16 protein-coding genes are annotated in these 17,981 nt (G+C 49.6%); 15 read left to right on the plus strand and 1 reads right to left on the minus strand.

Annotation, left to right across the window (positions count from 1 at the left end):
- Nucleotides 1-126: 126 nt before the first annotated feature.
- From rpsB to DESRU_RS09560, 15 genes are all read left to right on the plus strand, one after another.
- Nucleotides 127-825, plus strand: a complete 699-nt coding sequence (gene rpsB / locus DESRU_RS09490) for a 30S ribosomal protein S2 (RefSeq protein ID WP_013841894.1) — start codon at nucleotides 127-129, stop codon at nucleotides 823-825.
- A 130-nt stretch (nucleotides 826-955) separates the two neighbouring features.
- On the plus strand, nucleotides 956-1,609 hold the full coding sequence (gene tsf, locus DESRU_RS09495) for a translation elongation factor Ts (protein ID WP_013841895.1): 654 nt from the start codon (nucleotides 956-958) through the stop codon (nucleotides 1,607-1,609).
- A gap of 86 nt (nucleotides 1,610-1,695) precedes the next feature.
- Nucleotides 1,696-2,415, plus strand: coding sequence for a UMP kinase (pyrH, locus tag DESRU_RS09500; RefSeq protein ID WP_013841896.1), 720 nt, complete (start codon nucleotides 1,696-1,698; stop codon nucleotides 2,413-2,415).
- Between the two features lies 1 nt (nucleotide 2,416).
- Nucleotides 2,417-2,971: a ribosome recycling factor gene (frr, locus tag DESRU_RS09505; protein WP_013841897.1), complete on the plus strand. Its 555-nt coding sequence runs from the start codon at nucleotides 2,417-2,419 to the stop codon at nucleotides 2,969-2,971.
- A gap of 1 nt (nucleotide 2,972) precedes the next feature.
- The gene (locus tag DESRU_RS09510) at nucleotides 2,973-3,185 is read left to right on the plus strand and encodes a PASTA domain-containing protein (RefSeq protein WP_013841898.1); all 213 of its coding nucleotides are present in this window, start codon (nucleotides 2,973-2,975) and stop codon (nucleotides 3,183-3,185) included.
- A complete protein-coding gene (locus tag DESRU_RS09515; RefSeq protein WP_013841899.1) occupies nucleotides 3,186-3,350 on the plus strand; it encodes a 4Fe-4S binding protein in 165 nt (54 codons plus the stop codon).
- A gap of 52 nt (nucleotides 3,351-3,402) precedes the next feature.
- Entirely contained in the window at nucleotides 3,403-4,191 is a 789-nt protein-coding gene (locus DESRU_RS09520; protein WP_013841900.1) for an isoprenyl transferase, read from the plus strand.
- Between the two features lie 29 nt (nucleotides 4,192-4,220).
- Nucleotides 4,221-4,991 (plus strand): phosphatidate cytidylyltransferase, encoded by a 771-nt coding sequence (locus tag DESRU_RS09525; protein WP_238446403.1) that lies wholly within the window; start codon nucleotides 4,221-4,223, stop codon nucleotides 4,989-4,991.
- A 28-nt stretch (nucleotides 4,992-5,019) separates the two neighbouring features.
- Complete coding sequence (ytvI, locus tag DESRU_RS09530) at nucleotides 5,020-6,108, plus strand: sporulation integral membrane protein YtvI (protein ID WP_041275707.1); 1,089 nt, start codon at nucleotides 5,020-5,022, stop codon at nucleotides 6,106-6,108.
- A 23-nt stretch (nucleotides 6,109-6,131) separates the two neighbouring features.
- Nucleotides 6,132-7,289, plus strand: coding sequence for a 1-deoxy-D-xylulose-5-phosphate reductoisomerase (locus tag DESRU_RS09535; RefSeq protein ID WP_013841903.1), 1,158 nt, complete (start codon nucleotides 6,132-6,134; stop codon nucleotides 7,287-7,289).
- Nucleotides 7,290-7,299: 10 nt separating this feature from the next.
- Nucleotides 7,300-8,343 carry an RIP metalloprotease RseP gene (rseP, locus tag DESRU_RS09540; protein ID WP_013841904.1) on the plus strand — a complete coding sequence of 348 codons (1,044 nt, stop codon included), beginning with the start codon at nucleotides 7,300-7,302 and terminating at the stop codon, nucleotides 8,341-8,343.
- 14 nt (nucleotides 8,344-8,357) lie between these two features.
- Nucleotides 8,358-9,407, plus strand: a complete 1,050-nt coding sequence (gene ispG, locus DESRU_RS09545) for a flavodoxin-dependent (E)-4-hydroxy-3-methylbut-2-enyl-diphosphate synthase (protein ID WP_013841905.1) — start codon at nucleotides 8,358-8,360, stop codon at nucleotides 9,405-9,407.
- A 28-nt stretch (nucleotides 9,408-9,435) separates the two neighbouring features.
- Entirely contained in the window at nucleotides 9,436-11,142 is a 1,707-nt protein-coding gene (locus DESRU_RS09550) for a proline--tRNA ligase (RefSeq protein ID WP_013841906.1), read from the plus strand.
- A 9-nt stretch (nucleotides 11,143-11,151) separates the two neighbouring features.
- On the plus strand, nucleotides 11,152-12,318 hold the full coding sequence (locus DESRU_RS09555) for an MGDG synthase family glycosyltransferase (RefSeq protein ID WP_013841907.1): 1,167 nt from the start codon (nucleotides 11,152-11,154) through the stop codon (nucleotides 12,316-12,318).
- A gap of 31 nt (nucleotides 12,319-12,349) precedes the next feature.
- Complete coding sequence (locus tag DESRU_RS09560) at nucleotides 12,350-16,627, plus strand: PolC-type DNA polymerase III (protein WP_013841908.1); 4,278 nt, start codon at nucleotides 12,350-12,352, stop codon at nucleotides 16,625-16,627.
- Between the two features lie 6 nt (nucleotides 16,628-16,633).
- Here DESRU_RS09560 and DESRU_RS09565 read toward each other — a convergent pair whose 3' ends face one another.
- A complete protein-coding gene (locus DESRU_RS09565; protein WP_013841909.1) occupies nucleotides 16,634-17,938 on the minus strand; it encodes an Ig-like domain-containing protein in 1,305 nt (434 codons plus the stop codon).
- Nucleotides 17,939-17,981 lie beyond the last annotated feature (43 nt).

Raw genomic sequence — 17,981 nt, forward strand, 5'->3', positions numbered from 1 at the left:
TAAAATATGCCTTGGTGTTAATTACACACGCTGTCGGATTTGTGCAAGGTTGCCTTCTATAAGGTCTTGCCGGGAATGAGGACAGCGGAGGACTAAAAACAAAGCGGAGAGGAGGTGTAACTAGCTATGGCAGTTATCTCCATGAAGCAATTATTGGAAGCCGGCGTTCACTTTGGGCACCAAACCCGTCGCTGGAATCCAAAAATGGCTCCTTATATTTTTACAGACCGTAACGGTATTTACATTATTGATCTACAGAAAACCGTTAAAAAGGTCGAAGAATGTTATGACTTTGTAAAGCAACTGGCTGCCGACGGTGGTACCATTCTTTTTGTCGGAACCAAGAAGCAGGCCCAGGAAGCTGTGAAGGAAGAAGCCGAGCGTTGCGGTATGTTTTTTGTGAACCAGCGCTGGTTGGGTGGAATGTTAACCAACTTCCAAACCATCCGTAACCGCATTGACCGTTTGCATGAACTGGAGCGCATGGAAGAGGACGGTACCTTTAATGTTCTTCCTAAAAAGGAAGTTGCCCAGCTTCTGCATGAAAAAGAGAAACTGGATAAATTCCTGGGTGGAATAAAAAATATGCGCCGTCTCCCCGGGGCCCTGTTTGTGATTGATCCCCGGAAGGAACGCATCGCGGTGGCAGAGGCCCGCAAACTGGGTGTTCCCATTGTGGCCATTGTGGATACCAACTGCGATCCTGACGAGATTGATTACGTGATTCCCGGTAACGATGACGCTATTCGGGCAGTAAAACTGCTTACCGCTAAAATGGCCGATGCTGTTTTGGAAGGAAAGCAGGGCGAACAACTCGCAGAATAGAAATGGTAGGTAGAGGGCGTCTAGCACGATTGGGAGGCCCCTACCTTTTTTTATGTTTGTTAACGGAGGCAATTGGATATAATAGCACGAGATTGTCAGGATTATGAGGAAAAGGGGGATATTGATTATCATGGCAGAGATTTCTGCAAGTATGGTTAAAGAGTTGAGAGAGCGTACCGGTGCCGGTATGATGGACTGTAAAAAGGCTTTGGGTGAAACCAATGGAGACATTGAAAAAGCCATTGAATTCCTGCGTGAAAAGGGGCTGTCTGCTGCGGCTAAAAAGTCCGGCCGAATTGCGGCGGAAGGGATTGTAGAAGCCTATATCCACGGCGGGGGACGCATCGGTGTGCTGGTGGAGATCAACTGTGAGACGGATTTTGTGGCAAAAAATGAAGATTTTCGCGGCCTAGCCAGGGATATTGCCATGCAAATCGCTGCGGCCAAGCCGGAATATGTTCGCCGGGAAGAAGTTGCCAGCGAAGCCATTGAAAAGGAACGCGAAATTTTGCGTGCTCAGGCCTTGAATGAAGGCAAGCCGGAAAAAATTGTGGAAAAGATGGTTGAAGGCCGCATTGAAAAATATTACAAAGAAGTATGCCTGTTGGAACAACCCTTTATTAAAGATCCCGATAAAAACGTGCAGCAGGTTGTGAATGAAGTGGTGGCTAAAATTGGCGAAAAGATCGATGTTCGTCGCTTTACCCGCTATGAAATGGGAGAAGGCCTACAAAAGAGACAAGACGATTTCGCAGCGGAAGTGGCAGCTCAAATTAAATGTTAATGAATCCGGGTAGAAATTAGGTCTTTAAGAGGATTTTTAAAATTGTTGTAGAATAACAGAACTACCAAGACTGGAGGACATCCTCAATGGTAACTCCCAAATTCAGGCGGGTCATCCTGAAATTAAGCGGTGAAGCCCTGGCCGGGTCACAAGGGCATGGAATTGATCCCGAGGTGGTTTATTCCATTGCCAAGCAAATTAAGGACGTTCTGGATCTCAGAGTTCAGTTGGCCATTGTCGTTGGCGGAGGAAATATTTGGCGGGGGATTTCCGGCAGCACCAAGGGGATGGACCGGGCAACAGCGGACTATATGGGCATGCTGGCTACGGTGATCAATGCGCTGGCCCTGCAGGATGCCCTGGAAAACATTGATGTGGATACCCGTGTACAAACGGCCTTTGAAATGCGGGCGGTGGCCGAGACCTATATTCGCCGCCGGGCCATTCGGCACATGGAAAAGGGCCGGGTTGTCATCTTTGCCGCAGGCACCGGTAATCCTTATTTTTCCACAGATACCACAGCGGCTTTGCGGGCTGCTGAAATTGAGGCGGAAATCATTTTGATGGCCAAGCAGGTGGATGGGATTTATGAGGCAGATCCTTTGAAAAATCCGGAGGCCAAGAAATTTGACGAACTCACCTATATTGAGGTTTTAAACCGCGGCTTGCAGGTGATGGATTCTACGGCGGCTTCACTTTGTATGGATAATCGTATACCTTTGCTGGTATTTGATTTAAATAAAGAAGGAAACATTAAAAGAGCAATTCTAGGCGAACGTATTGGTACCTTTGTTGGGGGGGAATAAAATGGTTAAAGAAATTATTTCGGCAGCGGAAGAAAACCTGAAAAAAAGTGTAGAAGTGGTGCGTAAGGAGTTTGCCTCATTGCGGGCCGGGCGTGCAACACCTGCTCTGGTTGATAAAGTGACGGTGTCTTATTACGGAACTCCCACTCCGCTAAACCAACTGGCCAATATTTCTGTACCGGAGGCGCGGACCCTGCTGATTCAACCCTGGGATAAAAGCGCCATGCCTGAAATTGAGAGAGCCATCTTAAAGTCTGATCTTGGGATTACACCCACCAGTGACGGCACAGTGATTCGTTTAACCATACCCCAGTTAACCCAGGAACGTCGTGTGGAATTAGTAAAATCCGTAAAGAAAAAGGCGGAAGAAGGTCGTGTGGCCATTCGCAATGTCCGCCGGGATATTAATGATACGCTGAAGAGCAAACAAAAGGAAGGAGTCCCGGAAGACGAAGTAAAGCGTGGTCAAGATGATATGCAGAAACTTACGGATAAATACATCAAGGAAATTGATGAAATGGTGAAAACCAAGGAACAGGAGATTATGCAAGTTTAATATGGGTATTCCCGATGTTTTAGGTTTTAAACTTGAAGATGCTGTTTCTCTGCTAAAGGAGTCCGGTTTCACCGTATCCCAGGTGTTAACCAGGCCGCCCCAGGGGAATCCCCAGGGGACTAAGCGGGTAGTAAAACTCCAGCCGGAGGGAAATGAATCCAGCCCTTTGGTTTTAACAGTGGCTTGTGAGGAGAGGGGAAAGGAGGTGTACTAAATGGCCTTCAAGATTACGGATGAATGTCTGGCCTGCGGTACCTGTTTAGATTCCTGCCCCAACAATGCCATTGAGGAGGGCGAAATTTTTAAAATTACCATGGCATGTGAAAATTGTGGAACGTGCGTGGATGTTTGTCCCACCGGAGCCATTATTGAAGAGTAACGCAATAAACCCCCTTCAAATCCGGAAGGGGGTTGTTATATTGGAGGAAGGGATGTTTAAAAAATTAAACGGCTTGTTTGTTAAAAAAGATAAGCTGGACAATGAAAAAGAACTTCTTCAACGCATTCATCAAGACAGGCTCCCCCGGCATATTGCTATTATCATGGATGGTAACGGGCGCTGGGCCCAGCGCAAGGGTTTGCCGAGATCCTTTGGACACAGGGCCGGAGTTGAATCCTTGCGAAATATTGTAAAACTCTGTTCGGAACTGGGAATTAAAGTTTTAACCTGTTATGCTTTTTCTACTGAAAATTGGAAACGTCCCAAAGACGAGGTCTCCATCCTCATGGATCTGCTGGTGGAATATTTAAACAAAGAAGTGGACGAACTCCACCGCAATGAGGTAAAAATAAACGCCATCGGCCGCCTGGAAGAATTGCCCCGGCAGGCCCAGGAAGCTTTGCACAGGGCCTTTGCAATTACCAAAGATAACCAGGGCCTGGTGTTAAATTTAGCCCTTAACTACGGGGGACGCAGTGAAATAACCGATGCCGTGGTTAAGATTGCCGGATCTCTTGATAAGGGTGAAATTCAAATATCGGATATTAATGAACAACTTGTTCGTGATTATTTATATACGGCAGGATTACCGGACCCGGACCTGCTGGTTAGACCTTCCGGAGATTTTCGAATCAGCAATTTTCTGCTGTGGCAGTTGGCCTATACGGAGTTTTGGCTATCGGATGTAATGTGGCCGGATTTTAAAAGAAGCCATTTGCTGGAAGCAATTATTGATTTTCAACGCCGGGACCGGCGCTTTGGCGGACTAAAGAAAAAATAGGTTGGTGGATAAAATTGCTGCACTTACGAGTGCTAAGTGCGTTGGTAGGTATACCGGTCATTCTTTTAGCTGCATGGTATGGAAATGAATTTCTTTTACTGCTGACCGCTGTTGCTTACGGTATAGCCATTCGTGAGATGATGGTCATCCTCAAAGGACTGGGCATCAATTCAAACCGATGGATCATCCAGGCAGGAGGGCTAATCCTACTTACCAGTGCATACTTATATAAAGATGATGGCTTAGCCCATACGCTGATATTCGTTGTGATGGGTAATTTATTTATGATGGCTTTTTTGTACCCCCGGACCACGCCTTTGGACACTTTTGGCAACATAACAACCACTTTGTACCTGGGGAATTTTATTTTCTTTTATTTGCTAAGGGATTTACCCGGCGGCTGGAGCTGGATCTTATTCCTGCTGGCTGCAACCTGGGCCAGCGATACCTTTGCCTATTTTGTGGGTAGATCCTTTGGCAAACATAAGCTGGCTCCCCTGCTCAGCCCCAAGAAAACCATTGAAGGCGCTTTGGGGGGCGTAGCGGGAGCGGTATTGGTGGGTTTTATCTTTACTCTGGTTGTTCCGGGTATGTCCACAGTGGTTATATTGCTGCTGGGCGCACTGATTGGGGTGGCTTCTTTGCTGGGGGATCTGGTGGAGTCGGCCTTTAAGCGTCAAGCCAAGGTGAAAGACTCGGGACAGATTATACCCGGACACGGGGGTGTGCTGGACAGGTTTGACAGCCTGCTGGTTACCGCACCGCTGGTATACTACGTTGTAAAATTGTTTATAATTTGAATATCATTTAGTATAGAGGTGAATTTTGTTGCCTACCTGGCTAAAGACCGCCCTAAATGTTGTATTGGCCGGTCTACTTCTTTTAGTGGCGTTTTTTACCCTGGATCGCCTTTGGGACTATGTGGCCAAGTGGCTTGGTTATCTAATTCCCCTTGCCATTCCTTTTATTGTGGCAATCTTCATGAGTTTTATACTTGAACCCATGGTGGTTATTTTTCAAGAGCGCGGACGCATGTCCCGGGGGCCCGCGGTGGCCTTGGCCATGCTGTTGGTGCTGGGTTTTTTTGGCATTATTATTGTTCTTTTATTACTCAAACTGGCTACTGAATTGTTTAATATATCCAAGGCTTTACCCGGGATCGTCGGCGAAATTCAAATTTGGCTTCAGGAGTCCCTGCCCAAATTAAAACATTTTTACGGAGAACTTCCGTCCAGCACCACAACCTATATTGAGAGTTCCCTTGGTTCCTTTGCCCAGTCTTTGCAGGGTTTTCTCAGTAAGACCACGGAATCCATTTTAAGTATTTTTACAGCGGTTCCCGGTGTGGTTGCATTTATTATTATCAGTTTACTGGCCACTTATTTCATCAGTAAAGACAGACGGTTACTGGCCCGCAAATGGGTCAGTCTTTGCCCTGCTCCCTATGGCGAGAGAAGTTTGCACATTGTCAGAGAGGTATTTGGGGCTTTCATTTCTTATATTAAGGCCCAGGGAATTTTAGTCAGCATCACTACCTTCACCAGCATCGTCGGTTTATACATTATCGGTGCTGAATATGCTTTGACCATGGGTCTTTTAATTGGTTTCTTTGATATTATTCCGGTGCTGGGTCCGGCTACGGTTTTTATTCCCTGGATTATTTGGGCTTTTATGAGCGGGCCTGCCATTTTTGCCGTTAAACTGCTGATTTTGTACGTAATTGTATTGGTTACCCGGCAGTTGCTGGAAACCAAAGTGGTGTCCCATAGCCTTGGCTTGCATCCACTAGCCACTCTCGTTGCTTTATTTGTTGGTTTTAAACTTCTGGGTTTTCTGGGTATGATTTTAGGTCCCATTTTGTTAATTGCAGTGCAGGCTTTTATAAAAGCAGGAATTCCCACCTCAAGGGTGAAATAAAAAAGATTGAGGTGCCTTTCATTATGAAACAACTTTCCATCCTTGGCAGTACCGGTTCCATTGGCAGGCAGACCCTGGAGGTAGTTGAGCAATTTCCAGAGGAGTTGAAGGTGGTAGCCCTGGCTGCCGGTCGAAATCGGGATGATTTCTTGAAACAATGCCTTTCTCATCGTCCCCGGGTGGTTTCTCTGGAATTAGAGGAAGATGCGCGCTGGCTTCGGGAACAACTGCCCGGACAGTATCATCCGGAAATTTATTTTGGTTTAAACGGGTTGGTGGAAGTGGCCACCTGCAGCGAAGCCGCGGTGGTATTAACGGCATTAAGCGGAGCCGTTGGTCTGATCCCTACCTGTGCCGCCATTGAGGCCGGCAAACAAATTGCTCTGGCCAACAAGGAAACGCTGGTGGCAGCAGGGGAATATGTAACCGGCCTGGCGGCAAAGAATAAAGTTCAACTGCTGCCGGTGGACAGTGAACATTCCGCCATATTTCAGTGCCTGCACGGGGAATCCAAACTTTGGGTCCGCAGAATCATACTAACGGCTTCCGGCGGACCTTTCCGGCAGCTGGATCAAAAAGCCCTCTCCCGGGTTACGCCCCAGATGGCCTTAAAACATCCCAATTGGTCCATGGGACAAAAGATTACCATTGATTCGGCAACCTTGATGAATAAGGGACTGGAGGTTATTGAAGCCAAGTGGCTTTTTGACTTGGATTTTGCTGCTATTGATGTGGTGGTGCATCCCCAGAGCCTGATTCACTCCATGGTGGAGTATGGCGACGGATCCATTCTGGCCCACCTGGGGATACCGGATATGCGCATCCCCATCCAATACGCTCTCAGTTATCCGGACCGCTGGTTCAATTCCTTACCCCGGTTGGGTTTAACGGAAATAAAGGCCCTGACCTTTGAGCAGCCGGATACCGGTCGTTTTCCCGCCCTGGCTCTGGCCTATGCGGCCGGGAAGGAAGGCGGCACGGCCCCGGCAGTGATGAACGCCGCCAACGAGATCGCGGTTCATGCCTTTTTAGCAGGAGAGATTCAATTTTTAGATATACCCCGGGTGGTTGAGAAAACCCTTAACGCCCACCAGACCTTTAAACCATCCAGCCTGGAAGAGATTATTGAAGTGGACGGCTGGGCCAGAAAAAGGGCTGTACAATTTTTAACAAATATATAGAGGTGAAGAAATGCAAACATTTATCGCTTCGGTAGTTGTCTTTGGGCTATTGATTTTTTTCCATGAACTGGGTCATTTTTTAGTGGCCAAGCGGGTGGGTATCCTGGTACATGAATTTAGCCTGGGATTTGGTCCCAAGATTTTTGGGATTCGCCGGGGCGAGACAATTTATAACCTTCGCCTGCTGCCTCTGGGCGGCTTTGTTCGCATGGCGGGGATGGACCCCAATGAAGAGGAAAACGATATTCCCGTTGAAAAAGCCTTTAATCATAAAACAGCCCTGCAAAGGGCGGCGGTAATTATCGCCGGACCTTTAATGAATTTTGTGCTGGCTGCGGTGTTATTCGCTTTGGTGATTATGATGCAGGGGATCCCGGTTGCTTCAACCAAAGTGGGAGAGGTTATCAGCGGTTATCCCGCTCAACAGGCCGGTATGCAAGCCGGAGATAAGATTGTGGCTGTCAACGACAAGCCGGTTCAGGACTGGAACGAACTGGTGGGTGAAGTGAATAAATATCAAGGCGAGCCCGTCAAATTGAACGTGCTGCGTGACTCTCAGGAACTGCAGCTGACCGTAACCACCATGAAAGATCAAAGCGGCCGCTATATGATCGGTATCCGGGCGGATGAGAAGGAAACCTTTATTAAAAAAATGAATCCTCTGGCGGCCATGGCGGAAGGAACAGTTTATACCGGCAAGGTTACCGTCTTTATTTTGGTCTACATCGGGCAAATGATTACCGGCGGCGGTGAAGTGGACTTGGGAGGACCAATCCGGGTGGTTTCGGAAATTAGCAAGGCGGCGGCCTTTGGCCCTTTTCAGGTTATGCAGCTGGCGGCTTTTCTCAGTATCAACCTGGGGCTGTTTAATCTTTTCCCCATTCCCGCCCTGGACGGCAGTCGGGTTTTATTCCTGCTGTGGGAGAAGATTTCCGGAAGGCCGGTGGACCCTTCCAGAGAGAGTTTCATTCACCTGGTGGGCTTTGGCCTGCTGCTTTTGTTAATGGTGGTCATTACCTATAACGATGTGGTATCCATCATGTTTGATAAATAATGGCGGAGGCTCCCATGAAATTCAAAAATACCCGTCCGGTGAAAGTCGGCCCGGTGCAAATTGGCGGCGGCGCACCGGTGATTGTACAATCCATGACCAATACCGATACCCGGGACGCCCGGGCAACCATTGAACAAATCAAAGAGCTGACCGAGGCAGGCTGTGAAGTGATCCGGGTCGCGGTGCCCGACAGAGAAGCCGCCGGGGCTCTGGCAGCCATCAAGGCCGGTATTGCCATCCCGCTGATCGCAGATATTCACTTTGATTACCGCTTGGCCCTGGCTGCTTTAGAAGCCGGTGTTGATGGCTTAAGAATTAATCCGGGGAATATCGGGGGCCAAAGGAAGGTTGCCGAAGTGGTGGCCGCGGCCCGGGAAAGGCTGGTGCCCATTCGCATCGGTGTCAATGCCGGTTCCCTGGAAAAAGAACTCCTAAGCAAATACGGCGGGGTAACCGCCGCTGCCATGGTGGAAAGTGCCCTGAGACATATTGAAATGCTGGAGGGCCTGAATTACCGGGAAATAAAAATTTCTTTAAAGGCTTCCAACATTCCTTTGATGCTGGAGGCTTATCAAAAGCTGTCGGCCCAGGTGGAATACCCCATGCATATTGGCGTAACCGAGGCAGGTACCGTCAAGGGCGGCATGATCAAGTCCGCCGTGGGTATCGGGGCCTTGCTGGCTGCAGGAATTGGCGATACCCTGCGGGTTTCTTTAACCGGACATCCCAAACATGAAGTGTATGTGGCCTGGGAAATCTTAAAAGCCCTGGGGCTGCGGAGGAGAGGAGTAGAACTGATTTCCTGTCCTACCTGCGGCAGAACCCAGATTAATCTGATTCAGATTGCGGAACAGGTGGAAGAAAAGCTGGCCCGGGTGGACAAGCCCCTTAAGGTGGCTGTCATGGGCTGTGCGGTGAACGGCCCCGGAGAAGCCCGGGAGGCCGATGTTGGCATTGCCGGAGGGAAAGGGGTTGGCCTGATCTTTCGTAAAGGGGAAATCATCCGTCAGGTCCCTGAGGAGGATTTGCTGCAAGAATTGCTGAAGGAAATAGAAAAGCTGTAGAATTAGCACTGTCAGGAGGAGACCATTGATGCGAACAACACAAATGCTGATGCCCACTTTGCGGGAGGTTCCTGCAGAAGCCGAAGTTGTCAGCCACCAGCTTTTACTGCGGGCAGGCTTTATTCGGAAACTTGCCTCGGGTGTATATACCTATTTGCCTTTGGCCATGCGGGTTTTGCAAAAAATAGAACGAATCGTTCGGGAAGAAATGAACCGTCAGGGCGGTCAGGAGCTTTTAATGCCCATTATCCAGCCCGCTGAAATATGGCTGGAATCCGGAAGGTGGCATGTCTATGGCCCGGAACTGTTTCGTTTAAAAGACCGCCACGACCGTGATTTTTGTTTGGGACCCACCCATGAAGAGGTCATTACCCTTTTGGTGCGGGGTGAAGTAAGATCTTATAAGCAAATGCCCTTGTTGCTTTATCATATAACCAATAAATACCGTGACGAACGCCGCCCCCGTTTTGGACTGATGCGGGGCCGGGAATTTATTATGAAAGATTTGTATTCCTTTGACCGTAATGAAGAAGAGCTGGATGTCAGCTATCAAAAGATGCACGAAGCTTACACCAATGTATTTACCCGCTGCGGTCTGAAATTCCGTCCTGTGGAAGCGGATTCCGGCGCCATTGGAGGCAGCAGCACCCATGAGTTTATGGTCCTGGCGGATTCCGGTGAGGCAGCCATCCTTTATTGCTCCCACTGTGATTATGCCGCCAATATTGAAAAGGCTTCCCTGCCTGCCGCAGGACTGGATGCCGCCGTGCCGCCGCTGGAGCTTGAGCAGGTGTCTACGCCGGGTCAGAAGTCTGCCGCTGAGGTGGCACAGTTTTTTGGCCTGGAAACCAGTCAGGTGATCAAGACCATGATTTACCGTACCGATAAAGAACTGGTGGCGGCCTTGGTACGGGGTGACCGGGATGTTAACGAAATAAAACTGCTGAATGTCTTAGGAGCCCTGACTGTTGAACTGGCCAGCGAGACCGAGGTTCAGCAGGCCACCGGGGCGCCAACGGGATATGCCGGTCCGGTGGGTCTTAAAAAAATTCGCATGGTGGCGGACCACGAAGTGATGGCCCTGGTTAATGCCGTTGCAGGCGCCAATCAAGGGGATGCCCACTATAAAAACGTAAATCCGGACCGCGACTTTAAACCCGACTTGGTAGCAGACATTCGCATGGTGCAGGCCGGTGAGTCCTGTGCCAACTGCGGGGGAACCCTGGAGGAAGCCCGGGGCATTGAAGTGGGCCAGATTTTCAAGCTGGGCACCAAATACAGCAAGACGTTGGGGGCAACCTATTTAGATGAAAACGGCAAGGAGCAGCCCATTGTCATGGGCTGCTACGGGATCGGGGTGAGCCGTACCATGGCTGCGGCCATCGAGCAAAATCACGATGCGGACGGGATTATCTGGCCGGCCAGTATTGCTCCCTACCATGCGGTGGTGATCCCGGTATCGGCCAAGGATCAGGGACAAATGGAGCTGGCCGGGGACTTATATGATCAACTAAACCGTCTGGGAGTGGAAACCATCCTGGATGACCGGGCGGAGCGTCCCGGCGTTAAATTCAAAGATGCGGATCTAATTGGCTATCCCTTGCGCATTGTTGTAGGTGCCAAGGCCCTCAGTGAAGGCGTGGTAGAGGTCCGGCAGCGCCGTTCAGGACAAGTGGATTTGCTTCCTGTAGATCAGTTGGCGGAAAAAGTTAAAGAAATACTAACTTCCCTGTAGGTGTAAATAATGCAATTACAAAGGATTTTGCTGCTGTCCGTCTCCGCCGGGGAAGGCCACATGAGGGCGGCGGCAGCGATAAAAGAGGAGATTTTCAGACGCAATCCCGGCGCTACGATAGAGATTCTGGATACCTTCCGTTACGCCAGTCCTTTAATTGAAAAGGTTGTGCTGGGGACCTACATGGAAATTATTAAAATGTCCCCGGTGATTTACGGTTACCTTTACCGCCAAGCGGAAAAGGAAAAACCCTTTTCCGGTTTTGCCAAAAAGGAGTTTAACCGTATCATGAGCCTTTTGGCGGCTCCCAAACTGGAATCTTTGATGAATCAGATGCAGCCTCAGGCCATTGTTTGCACCCATCCTTTCCCTCTGGGCATTTTAATTCATTTACGCCAGCAGGGGAAATGCCCAATGCCCATTTTGGGGACAATAACGGACTTTACGGTGCATCCCTTCTGGTTGTTTGAAGAGGTGGATTGCTACCTGCTGGCAGCGGAATCTCTGGTAAAATCATTTCAGGAGTACGGGATTGCCAAAGAAAAAATTAAGGCTACGGGAATCCCCATTGATCCAAACTTTGCCCTGCCCAAAGAAAGGGCTTCCTTAAGGAACCGTTGGCGCCTGAAGCCGCAGCATCAGGCGGTTTTGGTCATGGGTGGGGGCTTGGGGATGGGCCCTTTGGAAGAAGTGGTGAAGGATTTGGCTTCTTCCGGGCTGCCCTGCCAAATTGTGGTGGTCTGCGGGCGAAATGAAGAACTAAGGCAGAAATTGTTAAAAGTAACGCCTCATTTGTCCGGAAATGTTCAGGTGCTGGGTTATGTTACCGAGATACAGGATTTAATGGCCGCCTGCGATTTTATGGTGGGAAAAGCCGGAGGGCTCACTTCCTCGGAAGCCATGGCCAGCGGGCTGCCGATGTTTATCACCGATCCGATTCCCGGACAGGAAGAGCGGAATGTTGCCTTTCTGGAGGCCGCCGGGGCGGCAAAACTGGTCAGGAACCCTGAGGATTTAGTTTATCAGGTTAAAAAATACTTGACCGATCCCGTAGCGCAACAGGTTATGAAAGAAAATGCCCGGAAAATTGGCCGGCCTAGATCGGCGGAGTCTGTGGTGAACGTTATTGAAGAGTTAATCAATCACCGGTTGGCAAGAATAAAAGGATTTGCATGATCGCTTCAGCTTTTCACCTGGGGGGGTTAACTTGACCGTTTCTTTAGTAGAAGTTTTAGATCCATCCAAAATAAATCCCGACTTAACCAAGATTGCAAAGCAAATGCAGGTTGTCGGGGTTGTTGTCAATACACAAAAGAAGCAATGGAAATTAAAAATCTTTTTAAATAAACCTTTGACCCGTGAAGTAGAAAACCAATTCAAAGCGGCCCTGGAACCCCTTACACCGAGGCCGGTTGTTTTAGAAATTGACTTCCACTGCCCAAGGATAATGCCTTGCCAAGAACCGGATATAAGATTTCTTCAGGAACAATTGGCGGGGCAATATCCGGTTGTTCGGGGTTGGCTGGAGCAGACGGAATGGTTTTGGGAAAAGGACTGCCTGACGGTAACCCTGCCGGATGAGGTTAGTCTGGATTTGCTAAAAAGCAGAGAGGGCGACCTCTTTCTTAAAAACCTGATTAAAAGAAATTTTGCGGTTGAAGCAAAAATTGTTTTTGATTTAAAACCTCAATCCTACTCGGAGGAGGACTGGTGTTCTAGACAGGATCAGTTGGAGCAAGCCCTGCTGGAGAAACTGGCCTCTGAACAAGCGGTGGTTCCCAAGGAACAAAAGAACGGGGCTGCCAGTAAGGAAAAAGCTCAGGACGATACCGTTATCCTGGGCAGACCCATCAAAGGCGAAGCGGTGCCCATTAAAACCATCCAGGAAGAAGAGCGCCAGGCGGTGGTGAAGGGTAAGATCTTTAGCCTGGAAATCAGACAGTTGAAAACCGGCCGGCAAATTTTGACCTTTCATCTGACGGACTTTACCGACTCCATTGAAGTAAAAAAATTTCTGGAAGAAACAGATGCGGATACCGCCGAGCAGTTGAAGGAAGGGCAGTGGATCCTGGTCCGGGGACCGGTTCAGTACGATAAGTTTACCCAGGAACTAACCCTGATGGCTTACGATATCAATCGAGCAAGCATGCCGGTGCGTTTGGACCTGGCGCCGGAGAAGAGAGTGGAGCTGCACTTACATACCCGGATGAGTTCTATGGACAGTGTCTGCAGTGCCGCGGAAGCGGTGAAGCAGGCGGCGGCCTGGGGACACCCGGCCGTGGCCGTTACCGATCATGGTGTGGTTCAGGCCTTCCCCGAGGCCTATGCCGCTGCCAAAAAGGCCGGTATTAAACTCATTTTTGGCCTGGAAGGATATCTAATTGATGACGGCGCTGCGCTGGTTTTTAATCTTAAAAAGAATGTCCCGTTAAATAACCGGGAATACGTTGTGTTTGACTTTGAGACAACCGGGTTTTCGCCGCAAAAGGATGATATTATTGAAATTGGTGCTGTTAAATTTCTAAACGGAATAGAGACAGGCCGCTTTGGCACCATGGTGAAACCCGGCCGGGAAATTCCCTACGAGATAACCAAGCTTACGGGGATTACTCCGGAAATGGTCAAAGATGCCCCGGAACCGGCCCAGGCCCTGGCCGAATTTCGCAGCTTTATTGGCGATGCCATCCTGGTGGCCCATAATGCTTCTTTTGATCTGGGGTTTCTGCGGGTAGGATTTGCTAAATATCTGGATGATGAAGTCCGCCATCCGGTCATTGATACCTTGGGGGTAGCCCGGGCTTTATGCCCCGAACTGAAGAATCATAAGCTGGGCACCTTGGTGAAAGAGTTTAAAATCGAGCTGGCCAATCACCACCGGGCGGTGGATGATGCGGCTGCCACCGGCAAACTGTGGCAAATTTTAATGAATAAAGCCCTGCAAAAGAATGCCGAAGATCTGGAATCCCTGAATGATTTAGGCCATAAAATCAGCCACGAAAAACTCCGCTCAAGGCATGTTACTTTGCTGGTTAAAGATGAAAAGGGATTAAAAAATCTTTATCAACTGGTTTCCTTATCCCATCTTGAATATTTTCACCGGCAGCCGCGAATTCCCAAATCAAAACTGGTGAAACTGCGGGAGGGGCTATTGATCGGGTCTGCCTGTGAAGCCGGCGAGTTATATCAGGCCTTGCTGTCCGGGGTCTCGCCGGAAGAACTGAAAGAGATCGCTTCCTTTTATGATTATCTGGAAATACAACCCCTGGGCAACAATGAATTTATGGTACGTTCCGGTCAGGTCAATAGTCTGGAGGACCTGAAAAAATTGAACCAAAGGATTGTTGACCTGGGGAATCAGTTAAACATACCGGTGGTGGCCACCGGGGATGTGCACTTCATGAATCCGGAGGACGGCATCTACCGCAGTATCTTGATGGCGGGCAAGGGATTTGAAGATGCCGATAACCAAGCGCCCCTTTATTTTAAGACCACCGAAGAAATGCTGAAGGACTTTTCTTATCTTGGGCGAAAAACAGCGGAAGAGGTGGTTATCTGGAATCCCCGCAGCATTGCGGAGGCCATTCAAACCTTTAAACCCATTCCGGACCAGCTTCATCCCCCTTGTATTGAAGGGGCGGAGCAGCAGATTACCGATATGACCCTGGCCCGGGCTGAGGAGTTGTATGGGAACCCCCTGCCCTTGGTGGTGCAGCAAAGGGTTGATAAAGAGCTTAAATCCATCATTGGCAATGGTTTTGCCGTGTTGTATCTGATTGCTCATAAGCTGGTGAAAAGGTCTCTGGATGACGGTTATCTGGTAGGATCCAGGGGCTCCGTCGGGTCCTCCCTGGTGGCCACTTTTACCGGCATCACCGAGGTCAATCCCTTGCCGCCTCATTACCGCTGCCCGGATTGCCGGCATAGCGAATTTCTTCAGGACGGTTCCGCCGGGTCGGGGGCCGACCTGCCGGACAAAGCCTGCCCCCACTGCGGTACTGGCTATGTGAAGGACGGACATGACATTCCCTTTGAAGTATTCCTAGGCTTTGAGGGAGATAAGGTCCCGGATATTGATTTGAATTTCTCCGGTGAATACCAGCCCAGAGCCCACAAGTTTACGGAAGAATTATTCGGCAAGGATCATGTGTTCCGGGCGGGAACCATTGGCACCATTGCGGAAAAAACCGCCTTTGGTTTTGTGAAAAACTATCTGGACGAAAGAAATATTAAAAAGAGGAATGCCGAAATTAAAAGACTGGTAACCGGTTGTGCCGGCGTAAAGAGAACCACCGGCCAGCATCCCGGCGGGCTGATGGTGGTGCCCTCCAATGCCGACGTGCATATGTTTACGCCGGTGCAGCGGCCTGCGGATGATGTAAAGTCCGATACCATTACCACTCACTTTGATTATCATTCCATTCATGACAGCCTGGTAAAGCTGGATATTCTGGGCCATGACGATCCAACGGTGATTCGTATGCTGGAGGATCTTACGGGGATCAACGCCCGGGAGATTCCCCTGGACGAACCCAAAACCATGAGCCTGTTTTCTTCCACAGAAGCCCTGGGAGTGACGGCGGAGGAACTGCGGTCTTCGGTGGGCACCTATGCCATTCCCGAGTTTGGCACCAAGTTTGTGCGGCAGATGCTGGTGGATACCAAACCCACCACTTTTTCGGAACTGGTGCGTATCTCCGGTTTTTCCCATGGTACCGATGTGTGGCTGAACAATGCCCAGGACTTAATTAGGGCGGGAACCTGCCGATTGTCCGAGGCCATTTCCGCCCGGGACGATATTATGGTTTATTTGATTTATAAGGGATTACCTCCCAAACAGGCTTTTAAAATCATGGAGGGAGTCCGCAAGGGAAAAGGAGTAACGGCAGAGGATGCCGAAATTATGCGGAGCCACCAGGTTCCCCAATGGTATATTGAGTCCTGCCAAAAGATTAAATATATGTTTCCCAAGGCCCACGCCACCGCTTATGTGATGATGGCTTTCCGCATCGCCTGGTTCAAGGTGCACCAGCCTGAAGCCTTTTATGCCGCTTATTTTTCCGTACGGGCGGATGATTTTGATGCGGAATTGATGGTTCAGGGACCGGGAAAATTACGGCAAGTCATTGAAGAGATTGAAGAAAAGGGAAACGCCGCCTCCCAGAAAGAAAAAAACCTCCTGACTATTCTGGAAGTGGTGCTGGAAATGAACTGCCGCGGCTATAAACTGCTGCCGGTAAGCCTGGAACAATCCGATTCCAGCAAATTCCTTATTACCCCTGAGGGCCTTCTTTCACCCTTTGCAGGCTTACAGGGGGTGGGAAGGACGGCGGCGCAAAGTATTGTGGCGGCCAGGGAAGAAGCGCCCTTTACCTCCATTGATGATCTGCGCAACCGGGCCAGGGTTTCCAAGACGGTCATTGAGGTGCTTCAGGAGCACGGCTGCCTTCGTCACCTCCAGGCTTCCGATCAAATGGCGCTCTTTTAAGGACCTTTATTCATGGGCGATGAGCATGAAGCCGGGGGGCAGGTACCGGATCAGCCAATCCAGATCCTTTTCCCGCAGGTAAAGGCAACTGTAAGAGGCCGGCAGGCCCAGTAAAGCATGGATGTCTGCAAAACCTTCCGGTAAAACATGCAGCAGGATATCGGCGTTTAACCTGAACCAGGGCAGGGGGGCGCCGGCCTTGGCAGTGGAGACTCCGCGATCCTGTTCGTAAAGCGTTCCGATAGGGATATTGTTCCGTGGATGCAGGTTAACCTTTAAGGAGCGGGTGATTTTATTGCCTTGATAGACCCACAAGGCGGGCGAAGGGCCCAGTTTCAATTCAACCCAACGGTTGTTTCCCAGATTGGTGGTATGGAAGGAACCCCGATAGGTGATCACTTCATTGCTGACAGAGGTTAAGGTTGCGGTTATCGAGTAAGTGGTGTCGGGCAGCATAACTCTCTCAGCCATGAAGGATACCTGGTTTCCGTTAATCCTGCTTTGTCCCCGCAGGCCCGGAATGACAATGTCCGCCCTTTTTAGAGGCTGGTTGACGGTAAAAGAGACCGTTCGGGTCAGCCAGATGCCGGTAGAACCTGGTTTTGGCTGCATTTGCTGGATATTGAATTCGGGACTGGTTAAAAATTGAACCTTTTGGCTTTGCGTCAAGGCATCACCGGCCAGACTGGAGAGCCCCTTTTTAATCTCCAGGGTATACCGGAACCGGTTTTTCATTTTTTGATCCGGGTAATAGAGCCACCGGCTAAAGTCGCTTTCTTTGGTTTGCTTATTTATGAAGGGTTCCAGTTTTCCCGGTTCCGGGAGAATAATGTGTTTTGGCAGTTGCGAAGGCTGAACCGGGGTATTGAATTGCAGCACCACGGGTCCCCGGGAGGGTACTGCATCCTGGTTTTCAATGCCGATGAATCTTAGTTTAACCCGGGATTGCCATTCGCCGGAGGACCAGACATAAAAAGGCCAAATCATGGAAGAGGCCATCTTAAATTGATACCTGTAGCGGAGTCCTCTGGGATATTCCCGCTCCGGGAAGGAAATATGAAGGGTATTGGCGGTAACCCAGTGGTGATGGAAAGGGACCCTTTGTCCATCGGTGAACCTTTCGATGACCAGTCGGTTAACCGCGGAAGGTTTCATGGGTGTAAGAAACTTAAAACAAACCATTACCTGTCCCTCGGGGCACTCCAGCAAATCCTGACGGACAAAGGAACCTGTAACCAACCATGAAACGAACATGAAGGTGACAAGGAAGCCTACTTGAACAAGACGTGTCCGGCGAATATGAACGATCATAAGTACCTGTCCTCCCGGAAAGTATACTTTTCTACAGCTATGG

Source organism: Desulforamulus ruminis DSM 2154 (assembly GCF_000215085.1).
Lineage (GTDB): Bacteria > Bacillota > Desulfotomaculia > Desulfotomaculales > Desulfotomaculaceae > Desulfotomaculum > Desulfotomaculum ruminis.

What these genes read in the sequence shown, in the direction of transcription:
- rpsB (WP_013841894.1), top strand. Translation starts at nt 127, where the DNA reads ATGGCAGTTATCTCCATGAAGCAATTATTGGAAGCCGGCGTTCACTTT.
- tsf (WP_013841895.1), top strand. Translation starts at nt 956, where the DNA reads ATGGCAGAGATTTCTGCAAGTATGGTTAAAGAGTTGAGAGAGCGTACC.
- pyrH (WP_013841896.1), top strand. Translation starts at nt 1,696, where the DNA reads ATGGTAACTCCCAAATTCAGGCGGGTCATCCTGAAATTAAGCGGTGAA.
- frr (WP_013841897.1), top strand. Translation starts at nt 2,417, where the DNA reads ATGGTTAAAGAAATTATTTCGGCAGCGGAAGAAAACCTGAAAAAAAGT.
- DESRU_RS09510 (WP_013841898.1), top strand. Translation starts at nt 2,973, where the DNA reads ATGGGTATTCCCGATGTTTTAGGTTTTAAACTTGAAGATGCTGTTTCT.
- DESRU_RS09515 (WP_013841899.1), top strand. Translation starts at nt 3,186, where the DNA reads ATGGCCTTCAAGATTACGGATGAATGTCTGGCCTGCGGTACCTGTTTA.
- DESRU_RS09520 (WP_013841900.1), top strand. Translation starts at nt 3,403, where the DNA reads ATGTTTAAAAAATTAAACGGCTTGTTTGTTAAAAAAGATAAGCTGGAC.
- DESRU_RS09535 (WP_013841903.1), top strand. Translation starts at nt 6,132, where the DNA reads ATGAAACAACTTTCCATCCTTGGCAGTACCGGTTCCATTGGCAGGCAG.
- rseP (WP_013841904.1), top strand. Translation starts at nt 7,300, where the DNA reads ATGCAAACATTTATCGCTTCGGTAGTTGTCTTTGGGCTATTGATTTTT.
- ispG (WP_013841905.1), top strand. Translation starts at nt 8,358, where the DNA reads ATGAAATTCAAAAATACCCGTCCGGTGAAAGTCGGCCCGGTGCAAATT.
- DESRU_RS09550 (WP_013841906.1), top strand. Translation starts at nt 9,436, where the DNA reads ATGCGAACAACACAAATGCTGATGCCCACTTTGCGGGAGGTTCCTGCA.
- DESRU_RS09555 (WP_013841907.1), top strand. Translation starts at nt 11,152, where the DNA reads ATGCAATTACAAAGGATTTTGCTGCTGTCCGTCTCCGCCGGGGAAGGC.
- DESRU_RS09565 (WP_013841909.1), bottom strand. Translation starts at nt 17,938, where the DNA reads ATGATCGTTCATATTCGCCGGACACGTCTTGTTCAAGTAGGCTTCCTT.